This window comes from Caballeronia sordidicola (assembly GCF_001544455.2).
GTDB classification, from domain to species: domain Bacteria; phylum Pseudomonadota; class Gammaproteobacteria; order Burkholderiales; family Burkholderiaceae; genus Caballeronia; species Caballeronia sordidicola.
Window position 1 is genome coordinate 98618 of sequence record NZ_FCOC02000009.1, and the last position, 25166, is coordinate 123783.

General features: G+C 60.3%; 22 protein-coding genes. 11 read left to right on the plus strand and 11 right to left on the minus strand.

Annotated elements, in window-relative coordinates:
• Positions 1–29 precede the first annotated feature (29 nt).
• Genes AWB64_RS16160 through AWB64_RS16180 form a run of 5 tightly spaced genes read right to left on the minus strand, consistent with a single transcriptional unit; the run spans position 30 to position 5024 of the window.
• The gene (locus tag AWB64_RS16160) at positions 30–1172 is read right to left on the minus strand and encodes an NAD(P)/FAD-dependent oxidoreductase (protein ID WP_060856441.1); all 1143 of its coding nucleotides are present in this window, start codon (positions 1170–1172) and stop codon (positions 30–32) included.
• Positions 1169–1966: an ABC transporter permease gene (locus AWB64_RS16165; protein WP_060856442.1), complete on the minus strand. Its 798-nt coding sequence runs from the start codon at positions 1964–1966 to the stop codon at positions 1169–1171. The genes AWB64_RS16160 and AWB64_RS16165 overlap by 4 nt, the downstream gene beginning before the upstream one ends.
• Positions 1967–1979: 13 nt before the next feature.
• Positions 1980–2852 carry an ABC transporter permease gene (locus AWB64_RS16170; protein WP_060856443.1) on the minus strand — a complete coding sequence of 291 codons (873 nt, stop codon included), beginning with the start codon at positions 2850–2852 and terminating at the stop codon, positions 1980–1982.
• Positions 2839–3918, minus strand: a complete 1080-nt coding sequence (locus AWB64_RS16175; RefSeq protein WP_060856444.1) for an ABC transporter ATP-binding protein — start codon at positions 3916–3918, stop codon at positions 2839–2841. The genes AWB64_RS16170 and AWB64_RS16175 overlap by 14 nt, the downstream gene beginning before the upstream one ends.
• 29 nt (positions 3919–3947) lie before the next feature.
• Complete coding sequence (locus AWB64_RS16180) at positions 3948–5024, minus strand: ABC transporter substrate-binding protein (RefSeq protein ID WP_060856445.1); 1077 nt, start codon at positions 5022–5024, stop codon at positions 3948–3950.
• A 137-nt stretch (positions 5025–5161) separates the two neighbouring features.
• On the opposite strand from AWB64_RS16180, the gene AWB64_RS16185 reads away from it, so the two are divergent.
• Both AWB64_RS16185 and AWB64_RS16190 read left to right on the plus strand, forming a co-directional pair.
• On the plus strand, positions 5162–6085 hold the full coding sequence (locus AWB64_RS16185) for a LysR substrate-binding domain-containing protein (protein ID WP_060856446.1): 924 nt from the start codon (positions 5162–5164) through the stop codon (positions 6083–6085).
• 115 nt (positions 6086–6200) lie between these two features.
• Complete coding sequence (locus AWB64_RS16190; protein WP_075643293.1) at positions 6201–7880, plus strand: S10 family peptidase; 1680 nt, start codon at positions 6201–6203, stop codon at positions 7878–7880.
• A 17-nt stretch (positions 7881–7897) separates the two neighbouring features.
• Here the strand turns inward: AWB64_RS16190 and AWB64_RS16195 are convergent, their stop codons facing one another.
• The gene (locus AWB64_RS16195) at positions 7898–9166 is read right to left on the minus strand and encodes a cytochrome-c peroxidase (protein WP_244164087.1); all 1269 of its coding nucleotides are present in this window, start codon (positions 9164–9166) and stop codon (positions 7898–7900) included.
• 214 nt (positions 9167–9380) lie between these two features.
• Here AWB64_RS16195 and AWB64_RS16200 point away from each other — a divergent pair, with 214 nt between their 5' ends.
• Positions 9381–10937, plus strand: a complete 1557-nt coding sequence (locus tag AWB64_RS16200; protein WP_060856448.1) for an acid phosphatase — start codon at positions 9381–9383, stop codon at positions 10935–10937.
• 178 nt (positions 10938–11115) lie between these two features.
• On the opposite strand, the gene rpoD is transcribed toward AWB64_RS16200, so the two are convergent.
• Positions 11116–13104 (minus strand): RNA polymerase sigma factor RpoD, encoded by a 1989-nt coding sequence (rpoD, locus tag AWB64_RS16205; protein WP_060856449.1) that lies wholly within the window; start codon positions 13102–13104, stop codon positions 11116–11118.
• Between the two features lie 188 nt (positions 13105–13292).
• Positions 13293–13565 (minus strand): hypothetical protein, encoded by a 273-nt coding sequence (locus AWB64_RS31585; protein ID WP_157766638.1) that lies wholly within the window; start codon positions 13563–13565, stop codon positions 13293–13295.
• A 169-nt stretch (positions 13566–13734) separates the two neighbouring features.
• Here AWB64_RS31585 and AWB64_RS16210 point away from each other — a divergent pair, with 169 nt between their 5' ends.
• The 5 genes from AWB64_RS16210 (at position 13735) to dapA (ending at position 20236) form a co-directional block, all read left to right on the plus strand.
• Positions 13735–15162 (plus strand): FAD-binding oxidoreductase, encoded by a 1428-nt coding sequence (locus AWB64_RS16210; RefSeq protein ID WP_060856450.1) that lies wholly within the window; start codon positions 13735–13737, stop codon positions 15160–15162.
• 88 nt (positions 15163–15250) lie between these two features.
• A complete protein-coding gene (locus AWB64_RS16215; RefSeq protein WP_060856451.1) occupies positions 15251–16357 on the plus strand; it encodes an ABC transporter substrate-binding protein in 1107 nt (368 codons plus the stop codon).
• Positions 16358–16400: 43 nt separating this feature from the next.
• A complete protein-coding gene (locus AWB64_RS16220) occupies positions 16401–17498 on the plus strand; it encodes an ABC transporter ATP-binding protein (protein WP_060856452.1) in 1098 nt (365 codons plus the stop codon).
• 96 nt (positions 17499–17594) lie between these two features.
• A complete protein-coding gene (locus AWB64_RS16225) occupies positions 17595–19304 on the plus strand; it encodes an ABC transporter permease subunit (protein WP_060856556.1) in 1710 nt (569 codons plus the stop codon).
• 26 nt (positions 19305–19330) lie between these two features.
• On the plus strand, positions 19331–20236 hold the full coding sequence (gene dapA, locus AWB64_RS16230; protein WP_060856453.1) for a 4-hydroxy-tetrahydrodipicolinate synthase: 906 nt from the start codon (positions 19331–19333) through the stop codon (positions 20234–20236).
• Positions 20237–20244: 8 nt separating this feature from the next.
• Here dapA and AWB64_RS16235 read toward each other — a convergent pair whose 3' ends face one another.
• Entirely contained in the window at positions 20245–21072 is an 828-nt protein-coding gene (locus AWB64_RS16235) for an IclR family transcriptional regulator (RefSeq protein WP_060856454.1), read from the minus strand.
• Positions 21073–21142: 70 nt separating this feature from the next.
• On the opposite strand from AWB64_RS16235, the gene AWB64_RS16240 reads away from it, so the two are divergent.
• Positions 21143–22327 carry an alpha-hydroxy acid oxidase gene (locus tag AWB64_RS16240; RefSeq protein ID WP_060856455.1) on the plus strand — a complete coding sequence of 395 codons (1185 nt, stop codon included), beginning with the start codon at positions 21143–21145 and terminating at the stop codon, positions 22325–22327.
• 102 nt (positions 22328–22429) lie between these two features.
• The gene (locus tag AWB64_RS16245; RefSeq protein ID WP_060856456.1) at positions 22430–22771 is read left to right on the plus strand and encodes a zinc ribbon domain-containing protein YjdM; all 342 of its coding nucleotides are present in this window, start codon (positions 22430–22432) and stop codon (positions 22769–22771) included.
• Here AWB64_RS16245 and AWB64_RS16250 read toward each other — a convergent pair.
• Positions 22768–23418 carry a YukJ family protein gene (locus AWB64_RS16250; protein WP_060856457.1) on the minus strand — a complete coding sequence of 217 codons (651 nt, stop codon included), beginning with the start codon at positions 23416–23418 and terminating at the stop codon, positions 22768–22770. The two genes, AWB64_RS16245 and AWB64_RS16250, sit on opposite strands and share 4 nt — an antisense overlap.
• Before the next feature lie 295 nt (positions 23419–23713).
• Between AWB64_RS16250 and AWB64_RS16255 the strand changes: the two genes are divergently transcribed.
• The gene (locus AWB64_RS16255; RefSeq protein ID WP_060856458.1) at positions 23714–24001 is read left to right on the plus strand and encodes a transcriptional regulator; all 288 of its coding nucleotides are present in this window, start codon (positions 23714–23716) and stop codon (positions 23999–24001) included.
• A 15-nt stretch (positions 24002–24016) separates the two neighbouring features.
• On the opposite strand, the gene AWB64_RS16260 is transcribed toward AWB64_RS16255, so the two are convergent.
• Positions 24017–25159: a GGDEF domain-containing protein gene (locus AWB64_RS16260; protein ID WP_060856557.1), complete on the minus strand. Its 1143-nt coding sequence runs from the start codon at positions 25157–25159 to the stop codon at positions 24017–24019.
• Positions 25160–25166: the final 7 nt, after the last annotated feature.

A 25166-nucleotide genomic window follows, 5' to 3' on the forward strand; every position in this document is an offset into this window, starting at 1 on the left:
GGTGTTCGGGAATAGCTGGAATAACGCGGCTAATGTGCATTGGCGGCAACCTGGGCCGAGTCGAGAAACCGTCCTCCGCGAAACGCGGGAAGCTCTTCGGGAATCTCGCCGCCGGCCACCCATGGCGCGATGCGTTTTGCATGCGCGGCGGCAAGCGTGACGCCGCTATGGCAGGTCACGACAAACGCGCCAGGGTATTGCAACGATTGCTCGTAGATTGGAAACCCGTCGGGACTGTAGACGCGCAACGCGGCCCACGTGCGTACGAGCCGCACATTCTTGAGCATGGGAAAGCTGCGCACGCCGCGACGCGCGATGGCCGACAACACATCGGTGGTGGTGAAGTCGTTGTAGCCGGCTTCTTCCATGGAGTCGCCGAACTGCACCGAGCCTTCGTCGGTCTGGCGCACGTTGATGGTCGGATAGTGCAGAAAAGGCGCGACGCGCTCGCTCACCAGAACCTGACCGCGGTTCGGCGCAACGGGCGCATGCAGGCCGACCTGCGGACTCAGCGCACGATTGCCAAGACCGGCGGAGAGCACCACGCGCGGCGCGCGCCATACCGCGTTCCTTCCATGGACCGCGAAGCCGCCCGAATCCGGCACGATACGTCCAATGTCCTCGCCACTCACGAGCTTCACGCCGCGCCGCTGCATGCCTTCATGAAGCGCGCGCAACAGCTTGAGCGGGTTCACGTGGCCGTCCATGGGCGTGTAGCTCGCGCCGATCACTTCAGGTCCAACGGCGGGCAGGCGCTCGCGCAACGCTTTTGCATCGAGTAATTCAAACGGGTAATCGCCGCCAAGTTCCGCTTGCAACGTCGACAGGCGTTTCTCGCGCTCGGCCATTTCGTCGTCGGAAAAGCAGAGGTGGAAACCGCCCGGCTGCTTGAGCGATACATCGATTCCTGTTTCCTCCAGGAGCGCCGCCGCGAGCCCCGGCCACAATCGCGACGAACTGCGCGTCCATCGGCCATAGGGTGAGAGGCCGTAGCCCTTGCCCTGCACCCACACCAGCCCGAAGTTGCCACGCGATGCACGAAAGCCGCCGTCGCCCTGATCCAGCACCGTCACTTTCAAGCCTTCGCATGCGAGCCCGTAGGCCACCGTGGTTCCCACCAGTCCGCCCCCGACCACCAGCACGTCGGGACTGTCGACTGCATTGCCTTTCATCGTGTCTCTCCTATCAGGACGCGGTCCAGACCCACCATGCGGTCAAGCACGAGCATCAGGATCACTGTTCCCACAATCATCACCGTCGACACCGAAGCGACCAGCGGATCGATCGTCTGGGCAATCTGGTTGTACATTGCAACGGGCAGCGTGGTGGTGCCCGGCGTCGCGACGAAAATGGTCATGGTGAGTTCGTCGAAGCTCTGGATGAACGACAACACCCATCCGCCCGCCACGCCGGTACGGATCATGGGCAACACCACGCGGCGAAACGCCGTGAAGCGGCTTGCTCCGCACGACAGCGCCGCGCGCTCGGCATCTCGATCGAGCCCGACGGCCGAAGACAACGCGAGGCGCAACGCATACGGCAACACAATGATCACGTGCGTTGCGCACAGCGCCCAGAACGAGCCGCCGAGTCCGAGCAGGCTCAGGAACCGCAGGAACGCAATGCCGAGCACGACAGCGGGAATCATCATTGGCGAAAGGAAAAAGCCGGTGAGCGCTCCGCGTCCGGGAAAGCGATACCGCGCAATTGCAAGCGCCGCCGGCACCGCAAGCGCCACGCCAATGGTCGATGCAACCAGCGCAAGCTTCAGCGACAACAGGAACGCATCGAGGATCTGGTCATTCTCAAGAATGGCCTTGAACCAGCGTAGCGACGCGCCATCGAAAGGCAGTGAGATAAAGCCCTTGTCGGTGAACGCCACAGCGATCACCACGACCAGCGGCGCGGCAATGAACGTCAAGAACAGCGCATTGAACAAGAGACCCAGGAACCCGTTTTGTTTCATGACGTCTCCCGGTTCAGTCGAAGATGTGTTTGAAACGGCGCTCGGCAAGCCGGCTGCAGCCCATCACAATCGCCACGTTCGCAATCAGCAACAGCACCGCGATCGTCGCACCCAGCGGCCAGTTGAGCGTGCCGAGGAATTCATCGTAGGCGGCGGTCGCGACCACTTTCAAGCGGCGTCCGCCAATCAGCGCAGGCGTTGCGAACGCCGATGCCGACAGCGCGAACACGATGATCGAACCCGATAGGATGCCCGGCAGGATCTGCGGCAGCACCACACGGCGAAACACGCGAAACGGAGACGCGCCCATTGAAAGACCTGCCCATTCCACTTGCGGATCGAGCTTCTGCAACGTGGCCCATACCGACATCACCATGAATGGCACGAGCACGTGCGTCAGCGCGATGATGACGCCGGTCATGGTGAACACGAGCCGGATGGGTTCGGACGTGATGTGCAATGCCTGAAGCGCGTTATTCAGTACACCGTTGTTGCCGAGCAGGATTTGCCAGCCGAGCGTACGCACGACCACCGATATCAGCAGGGGTCCAAGCACGATCAGGAGGCAGATCGATTGCCAGGGCCGCTTCATGCGCGCGAGCACGATGGTTTCCGGCACGCCGAGCACAATGCAGAAGAACGTCACCGCGAATGCGAGCGCAGCCGTGCGGCCGAAAATGGCGCCGTAATACGGATCGGTGACGACCTCGAAGTAGTTGCGCCATGTGTAGGTGGCGAGCGTGCCGGCGGTGTCGCTGAAGACGTGGAAGGACAGTACGAACGTCAACACCAACGGAACGAGCAGCAAGCCGCAGAACAAGAGCAGCGCCGGCGCCGACAGGATCCACGGCGCGGCGCCGGCGCGATCGTCGTCAAGCGTGGCCATCGAACGCCTCCGTTTGCAGCACGCGCAAGTCGTCATCCGACCACATCAGGCCCACTTGCTCGCCTTCCCCGGGCGGAGGCGCGCCATTGTTCGGCTGCGCGACGCTCACTTGTCCAAGGCCTGTATCGATGAGCAAAAGCCATTGGTTGCCCGTGAACACGCGCGTGGTGATGCGGCCCGTCGCGCGGATGTCGCCAACGCCATAGTTGGCCAGATGCACCTTCTCCGGCCGGATATATACGTTGACCTTGCCCTGCACGTGGCGTCCTTCGTGCGGCACCTTGAGCGTCGTGCCGGCCACGTCGACTTCCGCGCATCGGCCATTGCGGCGCAGCACTTCACCCGGCAACAAATTCGTCTTGCCAAGGAACGCCGATGCAAACGGCGTCTCCGGCCGCTCGTACGCTTCGAACGGCGTGCTCAACTGCGCAATGGTTCCACGATGCATTACCGCAATCCGATCGCTCATGGTCATGGCTTCGACCTGATCGTGCGTGACAAGGATCGTGGTAATGCCGAGGCGCTTCTGGATGCCCCTCAATTCAATATGCATTTCCTCGCGCAGCTTGGCGTCGAGATTGGACATGGGTTCATCGAGCAAAAGAAGTTCGGGCCGCATCGCGAGCGCGCGAGCAATCGCCACACGCTGCCTTTGTCCGCCCGACAACTCTTTCGGATAGCGCCCGCCAAGTCCCGTCAGACGCACGAGCTCGAGCGCCTCGGCCACGCGTTGCGCGCGCGCCGCGCGTTTCATGTTGCGCATCTCGAGACCGAAGCCCACGTTGCCATCAACGGTCATGTGCGGGAACAACGCATAGCTCTGGAACACCACGCCCATGCCGCGTTTTTCCGGGCGTTCGTGCGTGATGTCGCGGCCATCGAGCAAGATGGTGCCGCTGGTCGGCGTGACAAAGCCGGCGATCATCTGCAAGGTCGTTGTCTTGCCGCAACCGGATGGACCGAGCAATGACAAGAACTCACCGCGCTCAACGCCGAGGTCGATCTGCTCGATTGCCGTGAAGTCGCCGTAGCGCTTCGAAATGCCTTTGAGTGTCAGAAAGCTCATGGGGGTTCTTGTCTGCGTGTTAGTGTTTTTCAGCGTTCAACGGTGCGATTCCAGCGATCCGTCCATTCCGTCCTGTGCTGGTTGATCGTCGTCCAGTCCACTGCAATCAGCTTGGCGATCTGATCGGGCCCATAAGGCACGCGCGCGGCAACTTCAGGCGACAATTTGACCGTCTTGTTGACGGGACCCAGACCGATTGCCTGCGCCTGGATGGCCTGCACTTCCGGACTCAGCAGATACTGGATGAACTGCTGCGAGAGCGCCGGCTGCGCGTTTTCCGCCACCGAACAGGCGGCCACCTGCAGCGCCACGCCGCCTTCCTTCGGATAGAAGAACTTGAGCGGAAAGCCGGTGTTCTGCAAGGCGACCGCCCGGCCGCTTCCGTATGGCGCGAGAATCACGTCGCCGCTTTGCATCAGGCCGTCCATCTCGCCGGGCGTGGGCGCCCACGAAAGCACATCGGGCGCGACTTGTTTGGTGATCGCGTTGAAACCCGGATCGATATTTTTTTCGCCGCCGCCGTTCATGCGCGCGAGCATCACGAGCGTATGCAGCCCGTAGGTATTCGTGATCGGCGGAACACCCAGCTTGCCTTTCAGGCGTTTGTCGGTGAGGACATTCCATGAGTCGGGAGCCGGCAGGCCCATCTTCTTGAACGCGTCCGCGTTATAGCCAATGCCGGTCGCGACCATTCCAACGCCCACCGAAGTCGGCCCAAGACGCGCAAGCGGGTACAGGTCCTTCATGACCGGCGCTTCATCTATCTTTCCGCACAAACCCGCTTGCATGGCCTGATACATGGGGCCGTCATCCATCACCGCGACGTTGATCTGCTCATGACCCTTTTGCGCTTGTAGCTTCGCGAGCGTGTCGCTGGAATTGCCCGCCACGTAGACAATCTTGACGTCATGCGCTTTCTCGAACGGCGGAATGATCTTCTGCCGATACATGGTCTCGTTCGAGCCGCCCACATTGGCGACATATAACGTCGTCTCGGCATGCGCCAGTGGCGTGACAAGCACGCCTGCAATGCCGAATGCGGCAGCACGCTTTCGCAGAGATGAACGGGAAGACGACGAGCGACGGACGTGCTGCAGTTCTTTCATGTGCGTTTTCTCCAGACAGTGCAGGGTCGGATGTTCAACGAATGTGGGGTAGGCAAATTTATTTTGTTCGTCGCAAGGCATATCGTCCAATACGAATAAAATAACTACCCATACAACAATGATATGGGTTGCCTTTCATGAATCTTAAGCACATCGAGGCGTTCCGGGCTGTGATGCTCGCGGGTTCCATGACCGCTGCAGCGAAGGAACTGTTCACGTCGCAGCCCAATATCAGCCGCCTGATTACGCAGTTGGAACGTGAAACCGGGCTGCAATTGTTCCTGCGCAGCGGCGTGCGGCTGATTCCTACAAGTGAAGGGAACTCGTTTTTCCGCGAGGTGGAGCGCGCGTATGTGGGCCTGCAGGGGCTGACGAATGCTGCGGCGCAAATCAAGAATCTCGGCACCGGGCGATTGCGCATTGCAGCAATGCCCTCCGCGGGAATGACACTCGTGCCGCATGCAATCCAGCGCTTCCAGGCGAAATATCCGGAAGTCACTGTGTCGCTCCATGTGAATACATCGGGCACGGTCAATCACTGGACCAGTTCGCAGTTTTGCGATCTCGGGGTCGCCATCTATTCGAGCGAGGCGTCGAATTGCGAAGTCGAGTTGTTATCGAAGGTCGCGGCGGTATGCGTGCTGCCGGCGGGTCATCGGCTGGCAAAAAAGGCTGCGCTCAAGCCGAAGGATTTCGCGGGCGAGCCGTTCGTATCGTTATGTCATGGCGACGGCACACGCACGCTGATGGACGAAGCCTTCACGCGCGCGGGCGTTGAGCGCGTGCTCGCAATCGAAGCGCAGTACGCGGCGATCTGCTGCGAGATGGTCCGGTGCGGAATGGGCGTGACGCTCGCGCATCCAATCGTGGCGCAGGACTTTGCGGGACCCGAGATCGCGATCCGGCCGTTTTCGCCGGCGGTAATGTTCCCCATGTATCTGCTGTTCCCGCCTCATCAGCCAAGGGCGCGGTTGACGATGGATTTCGTCGATATGCTGAAGGAAACACACGATGACCAGCTTGCAGCCGTGGACAAGCCGCAGCGGTTAAAGCGTGCATGAGCGGGGTCCCGGGCGAGTAAAGCGCGCTGCTCTCCCACTAGAGACTATTGACGCGGTGCGCGGGCTTATCGAGAATCCCAGACGGCAGACAAGCCAAACAACGACCGGGACTACGATGCGCGCTTGCTTCAGGAAGTTGGTACGGGGTCTGATCGTGATCGGTCTGACAGGCAACGCATTCGCGGTCGTGGCGCAGGACGAGGGCGCAAACGCAAACGCCGCGCCAACCGAGGAAGCCGCTTCCGCTGCCGCTGCGCGGCCCGCCTCGGGACCGGCTGCGAACACACCGCGCGCGGCGGAGCGTCCGCGCACCGCGCGCGCATCGGCTGCAAGCGATACCGCCAGCGGCGTCAAGCCGGACAACGCCATCCCGGTCCCGCCCGAAACGCAATCGGTCACGCAGCATTCCATCAAGCTCGATGGCAAGAAGGTCGACTACACCGCAACAGCCGGCAATCTGCTCTTGCGCAACAACGCGGGCCAGGCCGAAGCCAGCATCTTCTACGTGGCTTACACGTCCGACGCAAAGCACGCCGCCACGCGCCCCATCACCTTTCTCTTCAACGGCGGCCCGGGCGCGGGCAGCATGTTTCTCCTGATGGGATCGTTCGGACCAAAACGCGCGCATACATCGAGTCCGGCGATCACGCCACCCGCGCCTTACGTGCTCGCTGATAACCCGGACAGTCTTCTCGGCACCACCGATCTTGTGTTTATCGACGCCCCCGGCGCGGGTTTTTCGCGCATCGTGGGCCGCGCGACCGGCAAGCAGTTCTGGGGTGTGGATGAAGACCTTGGCGCGTTCGAGCGTTTCATCGAGCGATACCTGAGCGTCAACCAGCGCTGGAACTCGCCCAAGTATCTGCTTGGCGAATCGTATGGCACAGCGCGCGCCGCCATGCTTGCGTACCGATTGAGCCAGAACAACATTGCGTTGAATGGCGTGGTGCTGATGTCGTCGGTGCTCAACTCGGCCACGCGCGCGCCTGGCACCGACCTTGAAGCGGTGAGCTATCTGCCCACGTACGCCGCCATTGCGTGGTATCACGACAAACTGGTCCCCAAGCCACCTGATTTGCACGCCTATCTCAACGAAGTCCGCGCATTCGCGGCGGGCCCTTACGCAGAGGCGCTGGCGAAAGGGGACGCACTGCCGGATTCCGAACGCGACGCCATTGCGGCGCGCGTCGCCGGATACACAGGGCTCACCGCCGAGTACGTCAAACAGACGCGGCTCGAAATCTGGCCATCGCGTTTTCGCAAGCAACTGCTGCGCGGCGAATCGCGCAGTCTCGGACGATACGACGCGCGCTTCGAGGGTATCGACTATGACGACGCCGCCGAGCATCCCGATTACGATGCTTCGGTGACCAGCGTGGCAAGCGCATTCGATGCCGCGTTACATCAGCATCTCGTGCAGGATCTTCATTTCGAGGCGCCGGATGCGTATCGCGTATTCAATGACAGCGCGTTGACGCAATGGAACTGGAAGCATCGGGCGTCATGGGGCGAGCAGTTGTCGCAGCCTTACGCGGCAGGCGACCTTGCTGCGGCGATGCGGCAAAACCCGCGCCTTCGCGTGCTTTCGCTCAATGGATATTTCGATCTGGCAACGCCATTCTTTCAGACCGAATACGACCTGTCGCACATGGGCCTGGACCCGTCCTTGCGCGCGAACGTCCAGCGCGCGTATTACCCGACCGGGCACATGATCTATCTCGACGACGCGGCGCTGCACGCGTTAAAGAGCGACCTGACGCGCTTTTATAAAGCGGACGACGGCGCGAGCCGTTGAACCGAGCTTGGACTCGCTTACCTAGCGACCTCGTATCCGTCGGTCAGCGTATTAAGAAACGCGACAACGTCCTTGATTTCGGCTTCGTTCATCGCGGGCTGCTCGCCGGGCTTGCGGTCGAACGGCGCTTCCGTATTGATGTTCGACCAGTAGCGCTTGGGCAGGTCATCGAACTTCTGCACCTTGCCGTGTATCACCGGATAGAACTTCTCCGGGTTGGTATCGCGCTGGACATAGAAGCGCACCACTTCATCCAGCGAGTGATAAATGCCATTGTGGAAGAACGCCTTGCGCGTTGCCACATTGCGCAGCGAGGGCGTCCTGAAGATGCCGCAATATTCGGACTGGCCCTTGAGATCCTTGCGCTCCGGCCCGCATGCGCCAAGATCGAAAAATTTCGGATCGCGGTTGACAGGCAACGCGCGGTTGCGCGGCACGCCAACAGCAATCAGACCAAAGTCGCTGAACTGCGGCGGCGAGCCGTCCTTCGCGCGCTGGCTGATATGGCACGCGGCGCAGTTGCCCTTCTTTTCATCGTTGAAAAGCTCGAGGCCGCGCAGTTCCGCTTCATTCAGTTTCGCTTTGCCTGCAAGGAACGCGTCGAACTTGCTCGTATACGGATAGAACTTTTGCGGCGTCTGTTCAAAGGCTTCGAGAGAACGGAGAATGGCGTCGAACGCCTTGTCGTCCTGGTCGAATACTTGCGCGCCGAACGCCTCGCGGAACTCGCCCGCGTAGGGCGCGGCCTTGACCGCCGCCACCACTTGCGCCGGCGTGCTGCCCATTTCAAACGATGACGTCAACGGTATGCGCGCCTGATCCGCGCCATGATCCACCCGCCCGTCCCATGTCAGGCCGCCGGTCGGGCCAGCATCGACGCTTTCGTCCCCTTCGTCGTCCGAGTCGTGAAAATGCTGCGTGAATTGCGGCACCGACTGGAGATAACGCAACGAAGGCACCGCGCGAAATCCAGGCCTGTGCATGTCGCTTCCACCCAGTTGCACCGACAACCCGTTCGGTGGCCCGAACGCATGACTTGGACTGTGGCACGACGCGCACGCGAGTTTGCCCGACCCCGAGAGCGATGGGTCCATGAACATCTTCTCGCCCACCGACGTCATCAGCTTCACCTGCGCAAAGACCTGCGCGCGAGATTTCGCTTCGCTTGCACTGTAAGACCCGGCTTGCGGCGCCGTTGAAGCTGCGTGTGAATCGCAACCGCTAAGGATGATTGATGACACGCACAACGCGGCCAGGGACAGCGATAAGGAAACGATGGATGGCATATGCATAAGGCTTCAGAGAGAAGACGAAGCGTATGACGTTCGTATGTCACTCACGTGACATGACAAATGCCCTTCGTTGTTTCCGTTAAAACCTGACACAGTCTTACTTATTGAAAGCTATATTAAATGTTCCTGTCAAATCCGCTTGGGACACTGCGGCACCGGCAAACATCCAGATCCACCCCGCCGGTTCCCCAACGACAGAGACCTATCGATGAACAAGAAACTCGTCCTCGCCGTGCCGCTCACGGCGTCGATCGCATTCGGCCTATACGCATGCGGCGGCAATGACGACAAGAAAGCCGACCTGACATCGGTGAAGAATATTGTCGTGATCTACGCGGAAAACCGCAGCTTCGACAACCTCTACGGCAACTTCCCGGGCGCGAACGGGCTACAAGGCGTGACGGCCGCAAGCGCGCAGCAGCTCGACCGCGACGGCAGCGTGCTTCCGGTATTGCCGCCCGTCTGGAGCGGCCTGACTGCGACCGGCGTCACGCCCGTAGTCACGCAAGCCATGACCGCGAACTTGCCGAATGCGCCGTTTGCCATTGACGATCCGGCGGGTTTCAACACGCCTTTGTCGCTGACCACGCGTGACCTGTATCACCGTTTCTATGAAAACCAGATGCAGATCAATGGCGGCAAGAACGACAAGTTCGCCGCGTGGGCCGACTCGGGCGGCCTTGTCATGGGTCACTACAACACCAACGCCGACAAGCTGCCGCTCTACAAGATCGCCCAGCAATTCACGCTCGCCGACAACTTCTTCATGGGCGCATTCGGTGGCTCGTTCCTGAACCACCAGTGGCTCGTCTGCGCATGCACGCCGATCTATCCGAACGCGGACAAGAGCGTCGCGTCCGGATCGATTTCGTCGGTGAATGCGGATGGTGTGTCGCTGAAACTGACGGCGACATCGCCGGCATCGGCTATCGCGGGCATTCCGAAGTTCGTCAATTCGGGCAACCTGACGCCTGATTTCTTCGCCATCAACACAATGCAGCCGCCGTATCAGCCAAGCGGCAACACACCGCCCGCGGGCGGCGACGCAACCCTCGCCGATCCGGCCGTGGCAACCACGCTGCCGCCGCAAACGCAGACGCATATTGGCGATCTGCTGAACACGGCGAACGTATCGTGGGCGTGGTACGGCGGGTCGTGGGGCGCGGCGCTCGCCGATCGCACGAAGATCAGCGGCTCAACGAACTCGGTGCCGAACTTCCAGACGCATCATCAGCCGTTCAACTACTTCGCCGACCTCGCGCCGGGTACGGCCAACCGCACGCAGCATTTGCTGGATGGCGGCACGGACGGCTCGGAGTTCATCAAGGCAATCGATGCGGGCACGCTACCGTCCGTTGCGTTCTACAAGCCGCAAGGCAACTTGAACGAGCACGCGGGTTATACGGACGTGGCTTCGGGCGATGCGCACATTGCGAACGTGATCCAGCATCTGCAAGCGAGCCCGCAGTGGAAGAACATGGTCGTTGTGGTGACCTACGATGAAAACGGCGGTTTCTGGGATCACGTCGCGCCGCCGAAGGGTGACCGCTGGGGTCCGGGCACGCGCATTCCGGCGCTCGTGATTTCGCCGTACGCGAAAAAGGGCTTTGTCGATCACACGCAATACGACACGACCTCGATCCTGCGCCTGATTACCACGCGCTATTCGTTGCCGAAGCTGCCGGGCCTGACGGCACGCGACGCCGCAATGGTCGCAGCCGGCGGCAAGCCGATGGGCGATCTGACGGCGGCACTGGACTTCTGATAGCCAAGCCTCATGGAAAAAAGCGCGATGCGGCTTGAAAGCCCATCGCGCTTTTTTTGTTAGTACCTGGAGACCGCATAAAAAAATCCGCGGTTGGCGATCCGGAACACCGGACCCACCAACCTCGGACATGTACTTCCAAGTCTTCGTTAAGCCTGCGAACAAACAGGCAGCGCGCTTAATGCGCGAGGAACGATCTCAACTTCTCCGACCGGCTCGGATGCACGAGCTTGCGCATTGCCTTGCTTTCGATCTGACGAATCCGCTCGCGGGTCACATCGAACTGCTTGCCGACTTCTTCCAATGTATGGTCGGAAACCGTGTCGATACCAAAGCGCATTCTCAACACCTTCGCCTCGCGCGGCGACAGCGAATCCAGCGCGTCCTTGATCGCAAGACGCATGTCCGCGTGCATGGCGGCATCTGCCGGCGACTCGGTCGCCGAATCTTCCACCATGTCGCCGAGCGTGGTGTCGCCGTCTTCGCCCAAGGGCGTTTCCAGTGAAACCGGCTGACGCGCGATCTTCAGGATGCTGCGAACCTTCTCTTCCGACAAGTCGAGCCGAACCGCCAACACCGAAGGATGCGCTTCCTGCCCGGTCTGCTGCAGGATTTCACGCGATACACGGTTCAGCTTGTTGATGGTCTCGATCATGTGCACCGGCACACGAATGGTACGGCCCTGATCGGCGAGCGAACGTGTCACAGCCTGGCGAACCCACCACGTTGCGTACGTGGAAAACTTCCAGCCGCGCCGGTATTCGAACTTGTCCACGGCCTTCATCAAGCCGATGTTGCCTTCCTGGATCAGATCCAGGAAATGCATGCCGCGATTCACGTACTTCTTTGCAATCGAAATCACGAGACGCAAGTTCGCTTCCGTCATCTCGCGCTTTGCCTGACGCATCTTGTGCTCGGCCGACGTCATCTGCTTGTTGAGCGCCTTCAGTTGCGACAGCGGCAACATCAGTTGCGATTCGATTTCGATCAGCTTTTGCTGTTCGGCCTGAATCGCGGGTAACGCGCGTTCGAGCGCCTTGCCGTATGCGCTCGATGCCGCCGCGTGACGCATGGTCCACTCGAGATCGGTCTCGTGACCCGGGAACACTTCAACGAACTTCTCGCGCGGCATGCCCGCGAGGTCGACAGCGATCTTCAGGATACGGCGTTCAATGGCGCGAACCTGCTCGACCTGCTCATGCACCTCGGCGCACAACCGGTCGATGGTCCGGGCGGTAAACCGCACGGTCGCCAGTTCATTCTGGATATGTTCCTGCACCGTCGGCCAGTCGCCGGTACGCGAATCGTTGGCGCTGTAAGCCGCATGGAATGCGTCGAACTGATCGCGCACGTTGACGAAAATAGGCAGGCAATCGCGCAGCAAGTGCTTGAGGCGCGTGGCGTTCGCGCGCGTGGCCTGTTCGTCGTCGGTTTCGCCTTCTTCGTCGTCGCTTTCCGATGCAAGCTCGGCTTCGTCGAGTTCCGCGTCCGCGTCGTCAACGACTGCTTCGTCGAGCGTGCTCGCGTCCTTGAAGCCGTCCACGAGTTCGTCGATGCGCAATTCGCCCGCCACGACCTTGTCCACGGTCGTCAGCAGCGTGACAACCGTAGACGGGCACGCGAAGGCCGCCTTGATCATTTCGCCAAGGCCATCTTCAATGCGCTTCGCAATCTCGATTTCGCCGGCGCGGGTCAACAACTCCGTGCTGCCCATTTCACGCATGTACATGCGCACCGGGTCGGTCGTGCGGCCGAATTCCGAGTCCACGGTCGCAAGCGTGACTTCCGCTTCTTCGTCCGATTGTTCGTCCGACACGGCGGTCGGCGTGGAGTCGTTCAGCAGCAGCGTCTCGGAGTCCGGCGCTTCTTCATAGACCGCTACGCCCATGTCGCGGAACGTGCTGACGATGGTTTCGATAGCCGACGTCTGGGCAAAGTTACCGGGCAGGTGGTCGTTGATCTCCGCGTGCGTGAGGTAGCCTTGCTGCTTTCCTAGCTGGATCAACGCGCGCATCTGGCGTTGACGTTCGTCGGCCTGTTCGGGCGAGACGACGCCTTCGTCCATTGAAGGACGCGACAGCTTGTCTGCGGACCCACGGCGGGCTTTCGATTTCTTGGCAGGAACGCCGTTTCCGGCGGTAGATTCGGTTGGATCAAAACTTGTCATACATTTCCTCGATGGCCTTGCTCTGAGAAAAGCAATCCGGTGCACAGGCGGTCACACACGCGCACTACCGTGAAGACCGACAGGATCGTCACCTCGGGTTGAGCTAATCAATGCGTTGATTCGAGCAAGCTGAATCAGTTGGAGGCGGGGCGCGCTAACAAGCGCAGGATTCGCGCGGGCCGTACAGTCTATAGCAACTTCGTTGCTGCGAGTGCGTTACGCGCCAATAAACAGGCGTTTCCGGCATTCACACGCAGCGAAACAACAACATTCGGCCGGATACGAACACATTTGCGGACGAATCGAGCCGAATCAAGGCCGTAGAAGGCTTGATGGCGTCTTTGCATCGCTTTGATCGCACCCTGTTTGATTTCAATTTCTGAAGAGTGTCTGAAGGCGGCGCCGGTGTTTTCAGACCCATACCAAACCGAAAAAATCCCCTGCTCTGGCTGCGGCATCATGCCGCAGCCAGTCCGTTCAATGCCTATTTTGCGTTGGCGAAAACGCCTATTTTAATCGCATTACGATTAAAGGCATTTCAATGCGATTTTTTTCTTCATATCCTGCTCTTCAGACGCGGGCTTTGGCTGCTCAAAGTAACGCCCGGCGTCCGATCCGAGGAACTGGAACATGAATGACGTCACCCCGTTGATTGCCGCGCTGAAAACCGAGATCGGAGCCGACGCAGTGTTGACCGACGCCGCCGATCTCGCGCCTTTCACTGAAGACTGGCGCGGCCGGTATAAAGGACCTGCCGCAGCGGTCGTGCAGCCGTCGAACACGGCGCAGGTCGCGGCAATCGTCCGGCTGTGCGCGGCGCGCGGCGTGCCGGTCCTGCCGCAAGGCGGAAACACCAGTCTTTGCGCTGGCGCCATCCCGCGCAATGAGGGCGTGGCGCCGGTCATCGTCAATCTGGCGCGCATGCGCCGCATTCGTCACATCGACGCCGCCAATGGCTCGATGGAAGTCGAAGCGGGCTGCGTGCTCAAGACGGTGCAAGACGCAGCGGCGGCGGAAAACCGGCTGTACGCAGTGAGCCTCGGTGCGGAAGGCTCATGCCAGATCGGTGGAAATTTATCGACGAATGCGGGCGGTACGGGCGTCGTGCGCTATGGCAACACCCGCGACAACGTGCTCGGCCTGGAAGTGGTTCTCGCCGATGGCACCGTCTGGAACGGCTTGCGTGCCTTGCGCAAGGACAATACGGGACTCGATCTGAAGCATTTGTTCATCGGCACGGAAGGCACGCTCGGGATCATCACGGCGGCAACGCTCAAGCTGCATCCGCTGCCAACGCAACATGCGCTCGCGTGGTTCGCGCCCTCAGACCCCGCTGCCGCACTGCAGATTCTCGGTTTGTTCCAGGCAGCATGCGGCTCGCGCCTGAGCGCCTTCGAGATGATCAACCGGCGTCAGCTGGAACTGGTTATCCAACACGTGCCGGGGCGGCGCAATCCACTCGGCGAACTGCATGAATGGCACGTACTGGTCGAACTCGCCGATACCAGCGGCGGCGACGAAATGGCCGCGCTGCTTCAGCAAACGCTCGAGCACGCGGCTGAACAAGGCCTTATCCACGACGCAATCCTCGCGAGCAACGAGACTCAACGCGCAACGCTCTGGGAGATTCGCCACAGCGTGTCCGAGGCAAACAAGAAGGCGGGCGTGGGCCTCACGACCGACTGCGCGGTGCCGGTTTCGGCGGTGCCGGCGTTTATTGAACGAGCGACGCAAGCGGTGCACGCAATTGTCCCGGCGCTCGACATTCTCGTGGTTGCGCATCTCGGCGACGGCAACGCGCATTTCATTCCCTTCTTCACCTTCGACGCCTGGCGCGAACTCGCCGATCCCGCCGCGATGGCGGCCGCCATGCGCCGCTGCGTAAACGATGTCGCGCACGAATTACACGGCACGTTCAGCGCCGAGCATGGTGTTGGACAAACCGGCTTGCCGGAGATGGCGCATTACAAATCACCCGCGGAACTTGCCTTGATGCGCACCGTGAAAACCGCGCTCGATCCGCGAAACCTGCTTAATCCGGGACGTTTGATTCCTTGAACTGCCCGGCCCGATCCGGGCCACCTGAAGAAGCCCGGACACTCGCACCCCTAGCGTTTCTGTTTTCATCCACACCCTTGGAGCCGACATGAAAAAGCAGCCCGCACGCGATGAGATTCAAGCGATACAAAATCCCGGCCGCCGCACGGTCATCAAGACTGCTGCCGCCGGCGCGGCGGCGGTCGCGTTTCCGTTTGTCTGGACGCCATCGCGGGCAGCAAGCAAACGGATCGTGATTCGCGACGATGGCGGCATCTACACGAAAGCGTATGGCGCCGTGTTCTACAAGCCTTTCACCGAAAAAACCGGCATTGAAGTGGTCGGCGTACAGGCAAATGCCGAACCTACCGCGCAGATCAAGAGCATGGTCGAGACCGGCAGCTACACCTGGGACATGGCGAAGATCAGCCAGCCCGCAATCCTGCTGCTCACCGGCGGCGGCAAGGAATATCTGGAAAAGCACGGCCTTGAATCCGACCCGGCAGTCGCGAAGATTCCATCGCAATACATGTCGCCGTATGGCGTAGGCACGAATGTTTATACAACGGTGCTCGCCTATCGCACGGATGCGTTCAAGGGACGCAAGGCGCCTTCGTCATGGGCCGACATGTGGAACGTCAAGGATTATCCGGGCCGTCGCGGACTGCGCAAATATCCGTTCGATACTTTCGAAGAAGCGCTGATGGGCGACGGCGTGCCGACCTCGCAGGTATATCCGGTCAATTTCGACAAAGGCATTGCGAGTCTCGACAAGATTTCGAAGCACGTCGATGTGTGGTGGACAACCGGCGCGCAAGTCGAACAGATGCTCGGCTCGGGCGAAGTCGACATGATCAGCACATGGGTATCGCGCGCGCAGTCGGCGATTGCAAACGGCGCGCCCGTGGCGATTGTCTGGAACCAGAACATCTGGGGTTGCGACAACTGGTCGATCCTCAAAGGCACGCCAAACGCCGCGGCGTGCCGCGAGTTCATCAAGTTCGCGTCCGACCCTAAACGGCAGGCCGCGCTCGTGGAATACTTCCCCGCAGGTGTTACGCAGCCCGAAGCATTCAACTTCATCAAGCCGGAAATCGCGAAGAATTGCCCGACGTTCCCGGAGAACATGAAGAACGGTCTGCATATCGACGCGAAATTCTGGCAGGAAAAACAAAGCGTTGGACTCGAACGGTTCAATAGCTGGATCCTGACGTAACCCCTTTTTGTCACCGCGTTTTATTGCCAGGGATGTCATCACCATGTCTGCCTCGAACCTTCAAATCACGGGACTGTGCAAGCGCTACGGTGACTTTGTCGCGCTTGCGCCCATCGATCTCGACGTCGCCCAGGGCGAATTCCTGACCCTGCTCGGGCCGAGCGGTTCGGGCAAGACCACGTTGCTGAGTCTTATCGCGGGATTGTCGCAACCCGACGACGGACAGGTGCGCATCAATGGTACGGACGTGACGTATGGCGCGCCGTATGAACGCGACATCGGCATGGTGTTTCAGAACTATGCGCTGTTCCCGCACATGACGGTCGCGGAGAACGTTGCGTTCCCGTTGCAGATGCGCAAGACCGACGCAAAGGCGACGCGCGAGAAGGTCATGCAGGCGCTGGAAATGGTGCATCTGCCGCATGTTGCCGGGCGTTATCCGCGAGAGTTGTCGGGCGGCCAGCAGCAGCGGATTGCGCTTGCGCGCTGCATGGTGTATCGGCCGTCGATCATTCTGATGGATGAACCGCTCGGCGCGCTCGACAAGAAATTGCGCGACCAGATGCAACTGGAGATCAAGCGGATTCATCGCGATCTCGGCACGACGATTGTGTACGTCACGCACGACCAGGAGGAAGCGATGACCATGTCCGATCGCATCTGCCTGATGAACGCGGGGTCGATCGCGCAGCTTGGCTCGCCGGCCGATCTGTATTTCCGTCCGAAGAGCGTGTTCGTTGCGGACTTCCTGGGTGAATCGAATCTGCTCGATGCGGTCGTGACCAGCCGTATTGGCGATGAGGTTCGGATCAGCGTGCAAGGCGGCGCGAACGTAAACGCCATGGCTTATGACGCCGTGATCCGCGACGGCAAGCCTGTGAAACTGATGCTCCGTCCGCAAAACCTGCAGATCCACGATGGACCGCCAGCGGAGTTCATCAATGGCGGCACGCTGTCGGCGAAACTCACCGACATCATGGTGACGGGCAGCATGACGAAGCTTTATCTGCAGTCGCATATCACCGACGCAGCGCCGCTCGTCGCGGCATTCCCCACCAACCGGCTCGGCGGCCAGTACGAAATCGGGCAGACGCTCGGGCTTTCGTGGTTGACGGCGGACGCCGTGGCCATTGCGGGGTAAATGATGAATCGCTCCGCCCTGATTGCTGGACAGACGCGTTCCGATACGCCGCCGCATCGGCCGGCACGGTGGCGCGCATGGTTGCGCCCCGGCGCGATGAGCGCACCGATCGTGATCCTGCTGCTCGTGATGCTGGTCTATCCCGTCGGCCAACTGCTGCTCTTGAGCGTGCATAACGGCACGGGTTTCACGCTCGTGGAATACAAGCGGCTCTTTGCGTCGTCGGTCTATGTGGATGTGTTGCTGATCACGCTGAAGGTGTCCTTGTGGACCACGTTCTTCTCCGTGCTCACCGGTTATCCGATCGCGTATCTGATTTCATCGCTTACGCGGGAGCGCAAGAACCGCCTGCTGTTCTGGGTCTTGCTGTCCTTCTGGACCAGCTTTCTCGTGCGCACGTTTGCTTGGGTCGTCCTGCTTGGGCGCAATGGCGTGATCAATCAGGTGCTGATGGGACTGGGGATTATCGACCGGCCGTTGAACCTGCTTTATAACTTTTCCGCGGTGATCGTCGGGATGGTTCACGCGCTGATGCCGCTTGCGGTGCTGACCATGTTGTCGGTCATGGAGAACATAGACCGGCGTTTGCCGAGCGCTGCGGCAACCCTTGGCGCGCGGCCGGGCACGGTATTCTGGAAAGTGTATTTCCCGTTATCGCTGCCGGGCGTCGCGGCGGGCGCGTTGATGGTGTTCGTGACCGCCATCGGCTTCTTCATTACGCCCACGCTGCTCGGCGGACGCCATCAGACCATGATCACGCAACTGATCATCGACCAGGTGATGCAGGCGTTGAACTGGGGCTTCGCGGGCGCCATTTCCGTGCTGCTGCTGGCTGTCGTTTTGATCGTGTTCCTGATCTACGACCGTCTCGTGGGCCTTTCCACCATGGCTGGAGGCGCCTCCGCACGCGGTCCGAAACATGGCGGCGGATTGAGCCGCAAGCTCGGCGACCTGATCCTGACGGCGCTCGGCAACGCCACCGATTTCATGATCGGCCTGCTCCCCAAACGCCGCAAGCGCGCGGCCGCTGGTGCGAGCCTGAGCTTGCGCGTAGTCGTGATCCTGCTGCTGGTGTTCCTGAGCGCGCCCGCGTTTCTCATGATCCCGCTTTCCTTCGATGCCGCTTCCGGCCTTGCGTGGCCGCCGCACGGATTTTCGCTGCAGTGGTATCGGCAGATGACGGATTCTCCCTTGTGGATGCAGGCCGTCACGCGTTCCATGCTCGTGGGTGTGGGCACCGGCATTCTTTCCATGCTGATCGGCACGCCCGCCGCCTTCCTGCTCGTGCGCGGCGGCATGAAAGGCAAGGCCGCGATGCTCGCGTTCGTCCTCGCGCCAATCGTGGTCCCACGCATGATCATTGCGGTTGGCGTGTTCTATTTCTTTGCGAAGATCGGGCTGATCGGGTCGTCTTATGGACTCGTGCTCGCGCATACGGTGGTTGCCGTACCCTATGTGGTGATCACCATGATGGCGGTGCTTCGCAACTACGACACGCGGCTCGACCTCGCCGCGCAAAGCATGGGCGCGCGTCCGTGGGCCACCTTGCGCCGGGTCACGTTTCCGATTCTCGGCGCAGGTCTGATGTCGTCGTTCCTGTTCGCGTTCGCCACTTCGTTCGATGAACTGACCATTGCGCTGTTCTCGTCGGGCGGATTGAGCACGACCTTGCCCAAGCAGTTCTGGGACGAAATCACAATGCAGATTTCGCCGGTGATCGCAGCGGTATCGACGTGCTTGTTCGTGTTTATCGCGGTGCTGATCTGGGTCGCCGATCGCTTGCGCCGGCGCAGCCTTGCTTCTTGAAAACCATCGTTTTACAGGACTTCCTCATGCTTTCAGCTCAACAACTGCGTGGCGTTTTTCCCGCCATTCCGACCCCCGTCAATCCCGACGACAGCATCAACGCCGAGGCCGCGCGCGCCTTGATGCGCTATCTGCTCAAGCAAGGCGTGGATGGCGTGGTGCCGCTTGGCGGCACGGGCGAATACGGCGCGCTCTCGCGTGCAGAACGCATTCGCATGGCCGGGATCACGGCGCAGGAAGCGGCTGGCCAGATTCCGGTGATCGCGGGCGTGCTGGATCCGGGTTATCACGATGCAATGCAGGCTGGGAAGGACTTCGCCGCTGCCGGCGCAGACGGTCTGCTGGTGCTGACGCCGTACTACACCAACCCGACGCAAGGCGGCATACGCGATTATTTCCTGCGCTACGCCGACGAATCGCCGTTGCCGATCCTCATCTATGAGATCCCGTATCGCACGCGGATTGCGATCGCGCCCGAAGTGCTGCACGAGTTGTCGAAGCATGAGCGGATCATTGGCATGAAGGCGTGCAACACCGACATGTGGCACTTCCTGCGCACGGTTGCAGGCGTGGACGAATCGTTTGCCGTGCTGAGCGGCGAGGACACGCTGTTCCCGCTGCATGTTGCAGCAGGCGCGCGCGGTGGCATCGTGGTGACGGCGACGTTGTTGCCCACCGCGTGGAAAAAGATTTACGAGCTGGCGCGCGAAGGCAGGACGCAGGATGCGCTCGCGTTGCATCGCTCGCTGATCCCGCTGATGAACATGGCGTTCGCCGAGACCAATCCCGGCCCAATGAAGTCGGTAATGGACCTGATCGACGTCCACGCGCCCGACATGCTGGCGCCTCTGGTTCAGGCGGACCCGGCATTGTCGGCGAACTTGCGCGTGGAACTCGAAAAGCAGCTCGCTCTGTTCGAACGCAAGCTTTGATTTGACGCTCAGCGCTTGTAGCCGGAAAGCCGCGCCTTGGAAATGGATGTCGCGGCGACCTGCACGTGCTGCGCGAGTTCGGCCTCGACACGCTCGATGGACCAGCGCGACGTGGGCACCGAAATGTTGATCGCGGCGACGGCCATGCCGCCGTGATCGGTCACCGGCGCGGCCACCGAAATATCGCCGAGCACGGTTTCGTTTTCGATCACCGCATAACCGCGCCGCGCCACTTTGCGCACGCGTTCAAGCAGCTTGTCCGGATTGGTTTCGGTGTAGTGCGTGATGGGATCGAGCCGCGTTTGCGAAAGGATTTCGCGCACGCGTTCATCGGAGAGACGCGACAGGATTGCGATGCCCGACGCCGTGAACATGGCCGGCAAGCGCGCGCCGACCACAATGTCGATATTGACCAGATGCTGCCCCGGAAAGCGCGCGACGAACACGATCTCGTGGCCGTCGAGCTCCTGGAGGTTGGTGGTTTCGCCGAGGCGGCGGCTGATGTCCAGAAGGTATGGCGACGCTTTGTCGATGAGTTCGTTGGCGCGCACGTAGTTGTACGAGAACTGCAGCACCTTGGTGGTCAGGCCGTAGTTGCGCGTTTCCGGCACGCGATAAAGATACCCGAGCACTTCGAGCGTATGCACGAGGCGCTGCGTGGCGCTGCGGTCAAGGCCGGACGCGCGCGCAATATCTACGAGGGTCATGTGGCGGCTCGGGCCGTCGAATGCGTGCAGGACCTGGAAGGCTTTTTCAGTTGATCCGACAAAGAGCGACGAGCGGCGAGCCTCTTTTTCGCCTGACTCTTCCGGCTTGCCGACAGCGCTTTTGGACATGCTTGTTTGGATTTTGATGTATCGGATTGTGATTATCACAATTGTAGTGCAATCGAATCGGGGAGCTTGAATGGTTTCATCGGTCGCGGATTACAGGCTTGCTGCGCGACGGCGCTTGCCGCGCTTAGCGTTCGATTATCTCGATGGCGGAGCCGAGGACGGCGACGCGCTGGAGCGCAATAACAATGCATATAAGCAGTGGCTTTTCAAACCGCGCGTGCTGAAAGACGTGTCCCTTTGCTCTGCCTCGACGCGGTTTTTCGGACGCGAAGCCGCAGCGCCGATGATCGTCGGGCCGACGGGTTTGAACGGCCTTTTCTGGCCCCGTGCCGACGAACTGCTTGCTCAGGCGGCGAGCCGCGCGGGTTTGCCGTTTGCGTTGTCGACGGCTTCCACGTCGCTGCTCGAAGATGTGCGCGCCGCCGCGCAGCAGGGCGACCTGTGGATGCAGCTTTACGTGCAGCAGGATCGCGCAATTGCGGAGGACATCATGCGGCGTGCAAGCGCTGCAGGTTATTCGACACTTCTCCTGACCGTCGATGTCCCTGTGCACGGCAAACGCGATCACGACACACGCAATGGATTCAAATTGCCATTGAAGCTGACGCCGAAACTTGTCGCCGATTGCGTGACGCATCCGCTATGGTCGCTGCAAATGGCGCGCTTCGGTTCGCCGCAGTTGAAGAACATCGCGAAGAGCGTTGGCGAGCGTGCGGATTTATCGCGTCATTCCGCCATGTTGAGCCGGCAGATGGACCTGAGTCTGGGATGGGCGGATCTCGATTGGGTGCGCAAACATTGGAGCGGCAAGGTGATCGTCAAGGGGGTGATGAGCGCCGACGATGCAGCGCTTGCGGTAAAACACGGTGCGGATGGCATCGTGGTATCGAATCACGGCGGGCGGCAATTGGGCAGCACGTTCGCGCCTGTTGAAGTACTGCCGGGGATCGTGGACGCGGTCGGCGACAAATTGACGGTCTTGATTGATGGCGGCGTGCGCCGCGGCAGCGATGCATTGAAAGCCATCGCGCTCGGCGCGCACGGCGTCCTGCTCGGACGCGCGCCGCTGTACGGCGTGGCGGCAAACGGCTTGCCGGGCGCCGCCGGTGTCCTGGCACTGATGCATGACGAAATGACGATCGCGATGCGCTTGCTTGGATGCCAGACGCTTGCGGACCTCGGCCCCGCGTTCATTGGCAATGCAAACGAAGCAATGAGTGAAGTAACGCATCGCAGGTTACATTGCAGAACATGAAGCGGTTAAGCCGCCCTCTATAATCCCGCCTTTCGAAGCGGTTCCGTTCTCGTTTCAAAACGCGTTCGCACTGCATCGACTGTCACGATTATTTGAGGAATCATGCCTACACTCCCACCCTGCCCACTCTGCGCGATGGAAAACACTTACGCCGACGCGGAGCGCATCATCTGCGCGGACTGCGGTCACGAATGGTCCGCAACTGAAGCGGCTTCCCCCGACGACGACGAAACGTCCGTCGTCAAGGATTCGAACGGCAACGTACTTGCCAACGGCGATTCGGTGGTCCTGATAAAGGACCTGAAAGTCAAAGGCTCGTCGATCACGCTGAAAGTCGGCACGAAGGTAAAAAGCATCCGGCTTGTTGGCGGCGACCATGAAGTCGACTGCAAGATGGACGCCGGCAGCTTCATGCTCAAGGCCTGCTATTTGAAGAAGGTCTAGGCTTTCGCCGGATTTCCGTTCGCATCCGTATCAAAGGTTTGCGACTGGAACGCGAAGAAAAACGCGCGCCATGTATTGTTCGGATACGCAATCATCAGCGCGCCGTCCTGGTATGCACCGTTGTCCCCTGCGTACTGGCCGCCGTTGCCCTGGTTCATGTGGATATCGTGAACGCCGTTGCCGGGAACGAAGTGGAAATACTGATCCGGCTTGCCTTGTTCGGGACCCCATCGCGACCCGAACGCATACACAATCGATCCCTCCATGGCCATTGCGGTCACCACCGCGTCTTCCAGTTTGTCTTTCAGGTCGTTGTTCACGCCGGGTGCGTCGGGCGGCACGGGTTTCATCGATTTCGTATCGACCATACCACCGCGAACGTAGTCGATCGCGAGTCCTCCGGGCGTGGATGGCAACTTGGTGAAGCCCGGCGCAAGCGCGCCCAACTCGCTCAAGAATTTATCGGGCAGCGTATCCAGTTCTTCAAACAACACGGTTGATGGCGCGTGGGGCGCCGACGATTTCACGTTCGATGCAATTCGAAAAACCGTCGTGCCGCCATGAACGAGGATCTGGTAGTGGTCGTCGTCGGCATTGCGAAGATGGCCGGTTATTGTGCCCTTGAGCACCCCGTAATTCACTGACATGCGTTTCTCCCTGATTGGCGTACGAGCCGAAGTTTATTTTGCAGCAAGGTTCGGGCCGTTCATGATGCCGGCGGTCAGGATTACGGAAACTCCGAAAAAACCGGTTCAATGTGCGTTTGCCATCAAACCGTCAAGAAAATATGCCTGGCGCCTCTTGGCATTCGTGCATCTCTATTGTTGTGTGCGCCTGAAAACATTTCGTCCGTGAAAGCGAATGTAATGTCACCAGCACGACTCTTTCATCACGTAGAGTTCCCCGTTCGAACACCGTAACCGCCCATGGCTTTGCGCATTCATGAACGCACACACTCTCACCGACCACCACGTCAGCGACAGCATCGAACATAGCGGCGGCCAGCGCCTGGGCCGAGCATTTGCCGCACGACTCGACATGACCATCAAGCGCTCGGGACTGACTTCGCAGCGCGTGGCGAAATCGCTTGGCGTGACCGAGGGCGACGTTGCGCTGTGGCGCGCAGGAATTACACTGCCGCGTAACGCCGATTGCCAGCGTCTAGCCGAATTGCTGCACGTGGATATCTCCTGGCTGAGCGGCCGGTCCGCGCCAGCCGAAAGACGATAGCGCGAACAGGACGCGCTAAGCCGCCAGGCTCCAGCGCGCCTTGCCCATTGCCTTGGCGACGTTCAGGGCTTTATCGGCGGCGTTGAGCGCGGTCAGGACGTCGAAGCCGTGATCCGGCACGAGCGCCACGCCAATGCTCGCGCCAACATTGACCGAGACGTTCGACGTCAACGCGAACGCCGCCGACATTTCGTTGATCAGCCGGTCCGCAAACGCAGCGGCGTCATTGCGATCCGGCACGCTCATGGTCACCACGTATTCGTCGCCGCCTATACGAAACACCATGTCGTCCGGACCTTTCAGCGCATTCAGACGTCCGCCGATCATCACGAGCAGCAGGTCGCCGGCTTCGTGTCCATATTGGTCGTTGACGGGCTTGAAACCGTCCAGGTCAATGTAGAGCACCGCGACTTTTCCGCGCTTGCCCGGCACCGCCTTGTACCGTGTCTGCGATGCATGGATCAATCCCGCGCGATTGGGCAAACCGGTCAGTGCGTCATGCCGCGCGCGATAATCGTTTTCCCTTTCAGCTTTCATGGTGGAAACGAGCAGTCCGTTAAGACGGAACGCGGCAATGCTCATTGCCACCAGATAAAAAGGTATCTGAATCAGCGTCAGCGTGAGGATAAGTTCTTTGGACATTGCGGCGGCAATGCAGCAAGGACCCAGCGACAACAAAATCATGATGGCGACGAGCCGCGGCGCACCGAAATTCCTGAAGCAGATTCCGCCCACCATGGCAGCCGCCGACAGGCAGGAAAGCGTCGCGGCAATCCAGTCGTTACTCAGGATACTGATGAACGCGCCATAGCCAACGCTTGCGCCCCACAGCACGCCTAGAAGCAAGTAGACATCTGTGTAAGTCGGCTGTCCGCGTCGCGCGGCCCGATGCGCCGCGACCAAAAGGATCAGGCGCGTACCGCACAGCAGCACTTCCATAATTACCCACGCCATGAACGCCGGCGTGGGTTCCCTCAAGGTGATGGCGATCGAAACGGCGATGGTGTTGAGAACGCCGCCGGCAAAAATAGGCAGGGTGCCAAAAAGACTTCCGATCAACGCAACCCGTATGTCGTCCGGTACGTCGTGGCCGGAATGGCACAACCACGTTGTGAACCGCCAGCGAGGCAAACTGAACGGCGCTAATTTGTTATCCATGGATCTT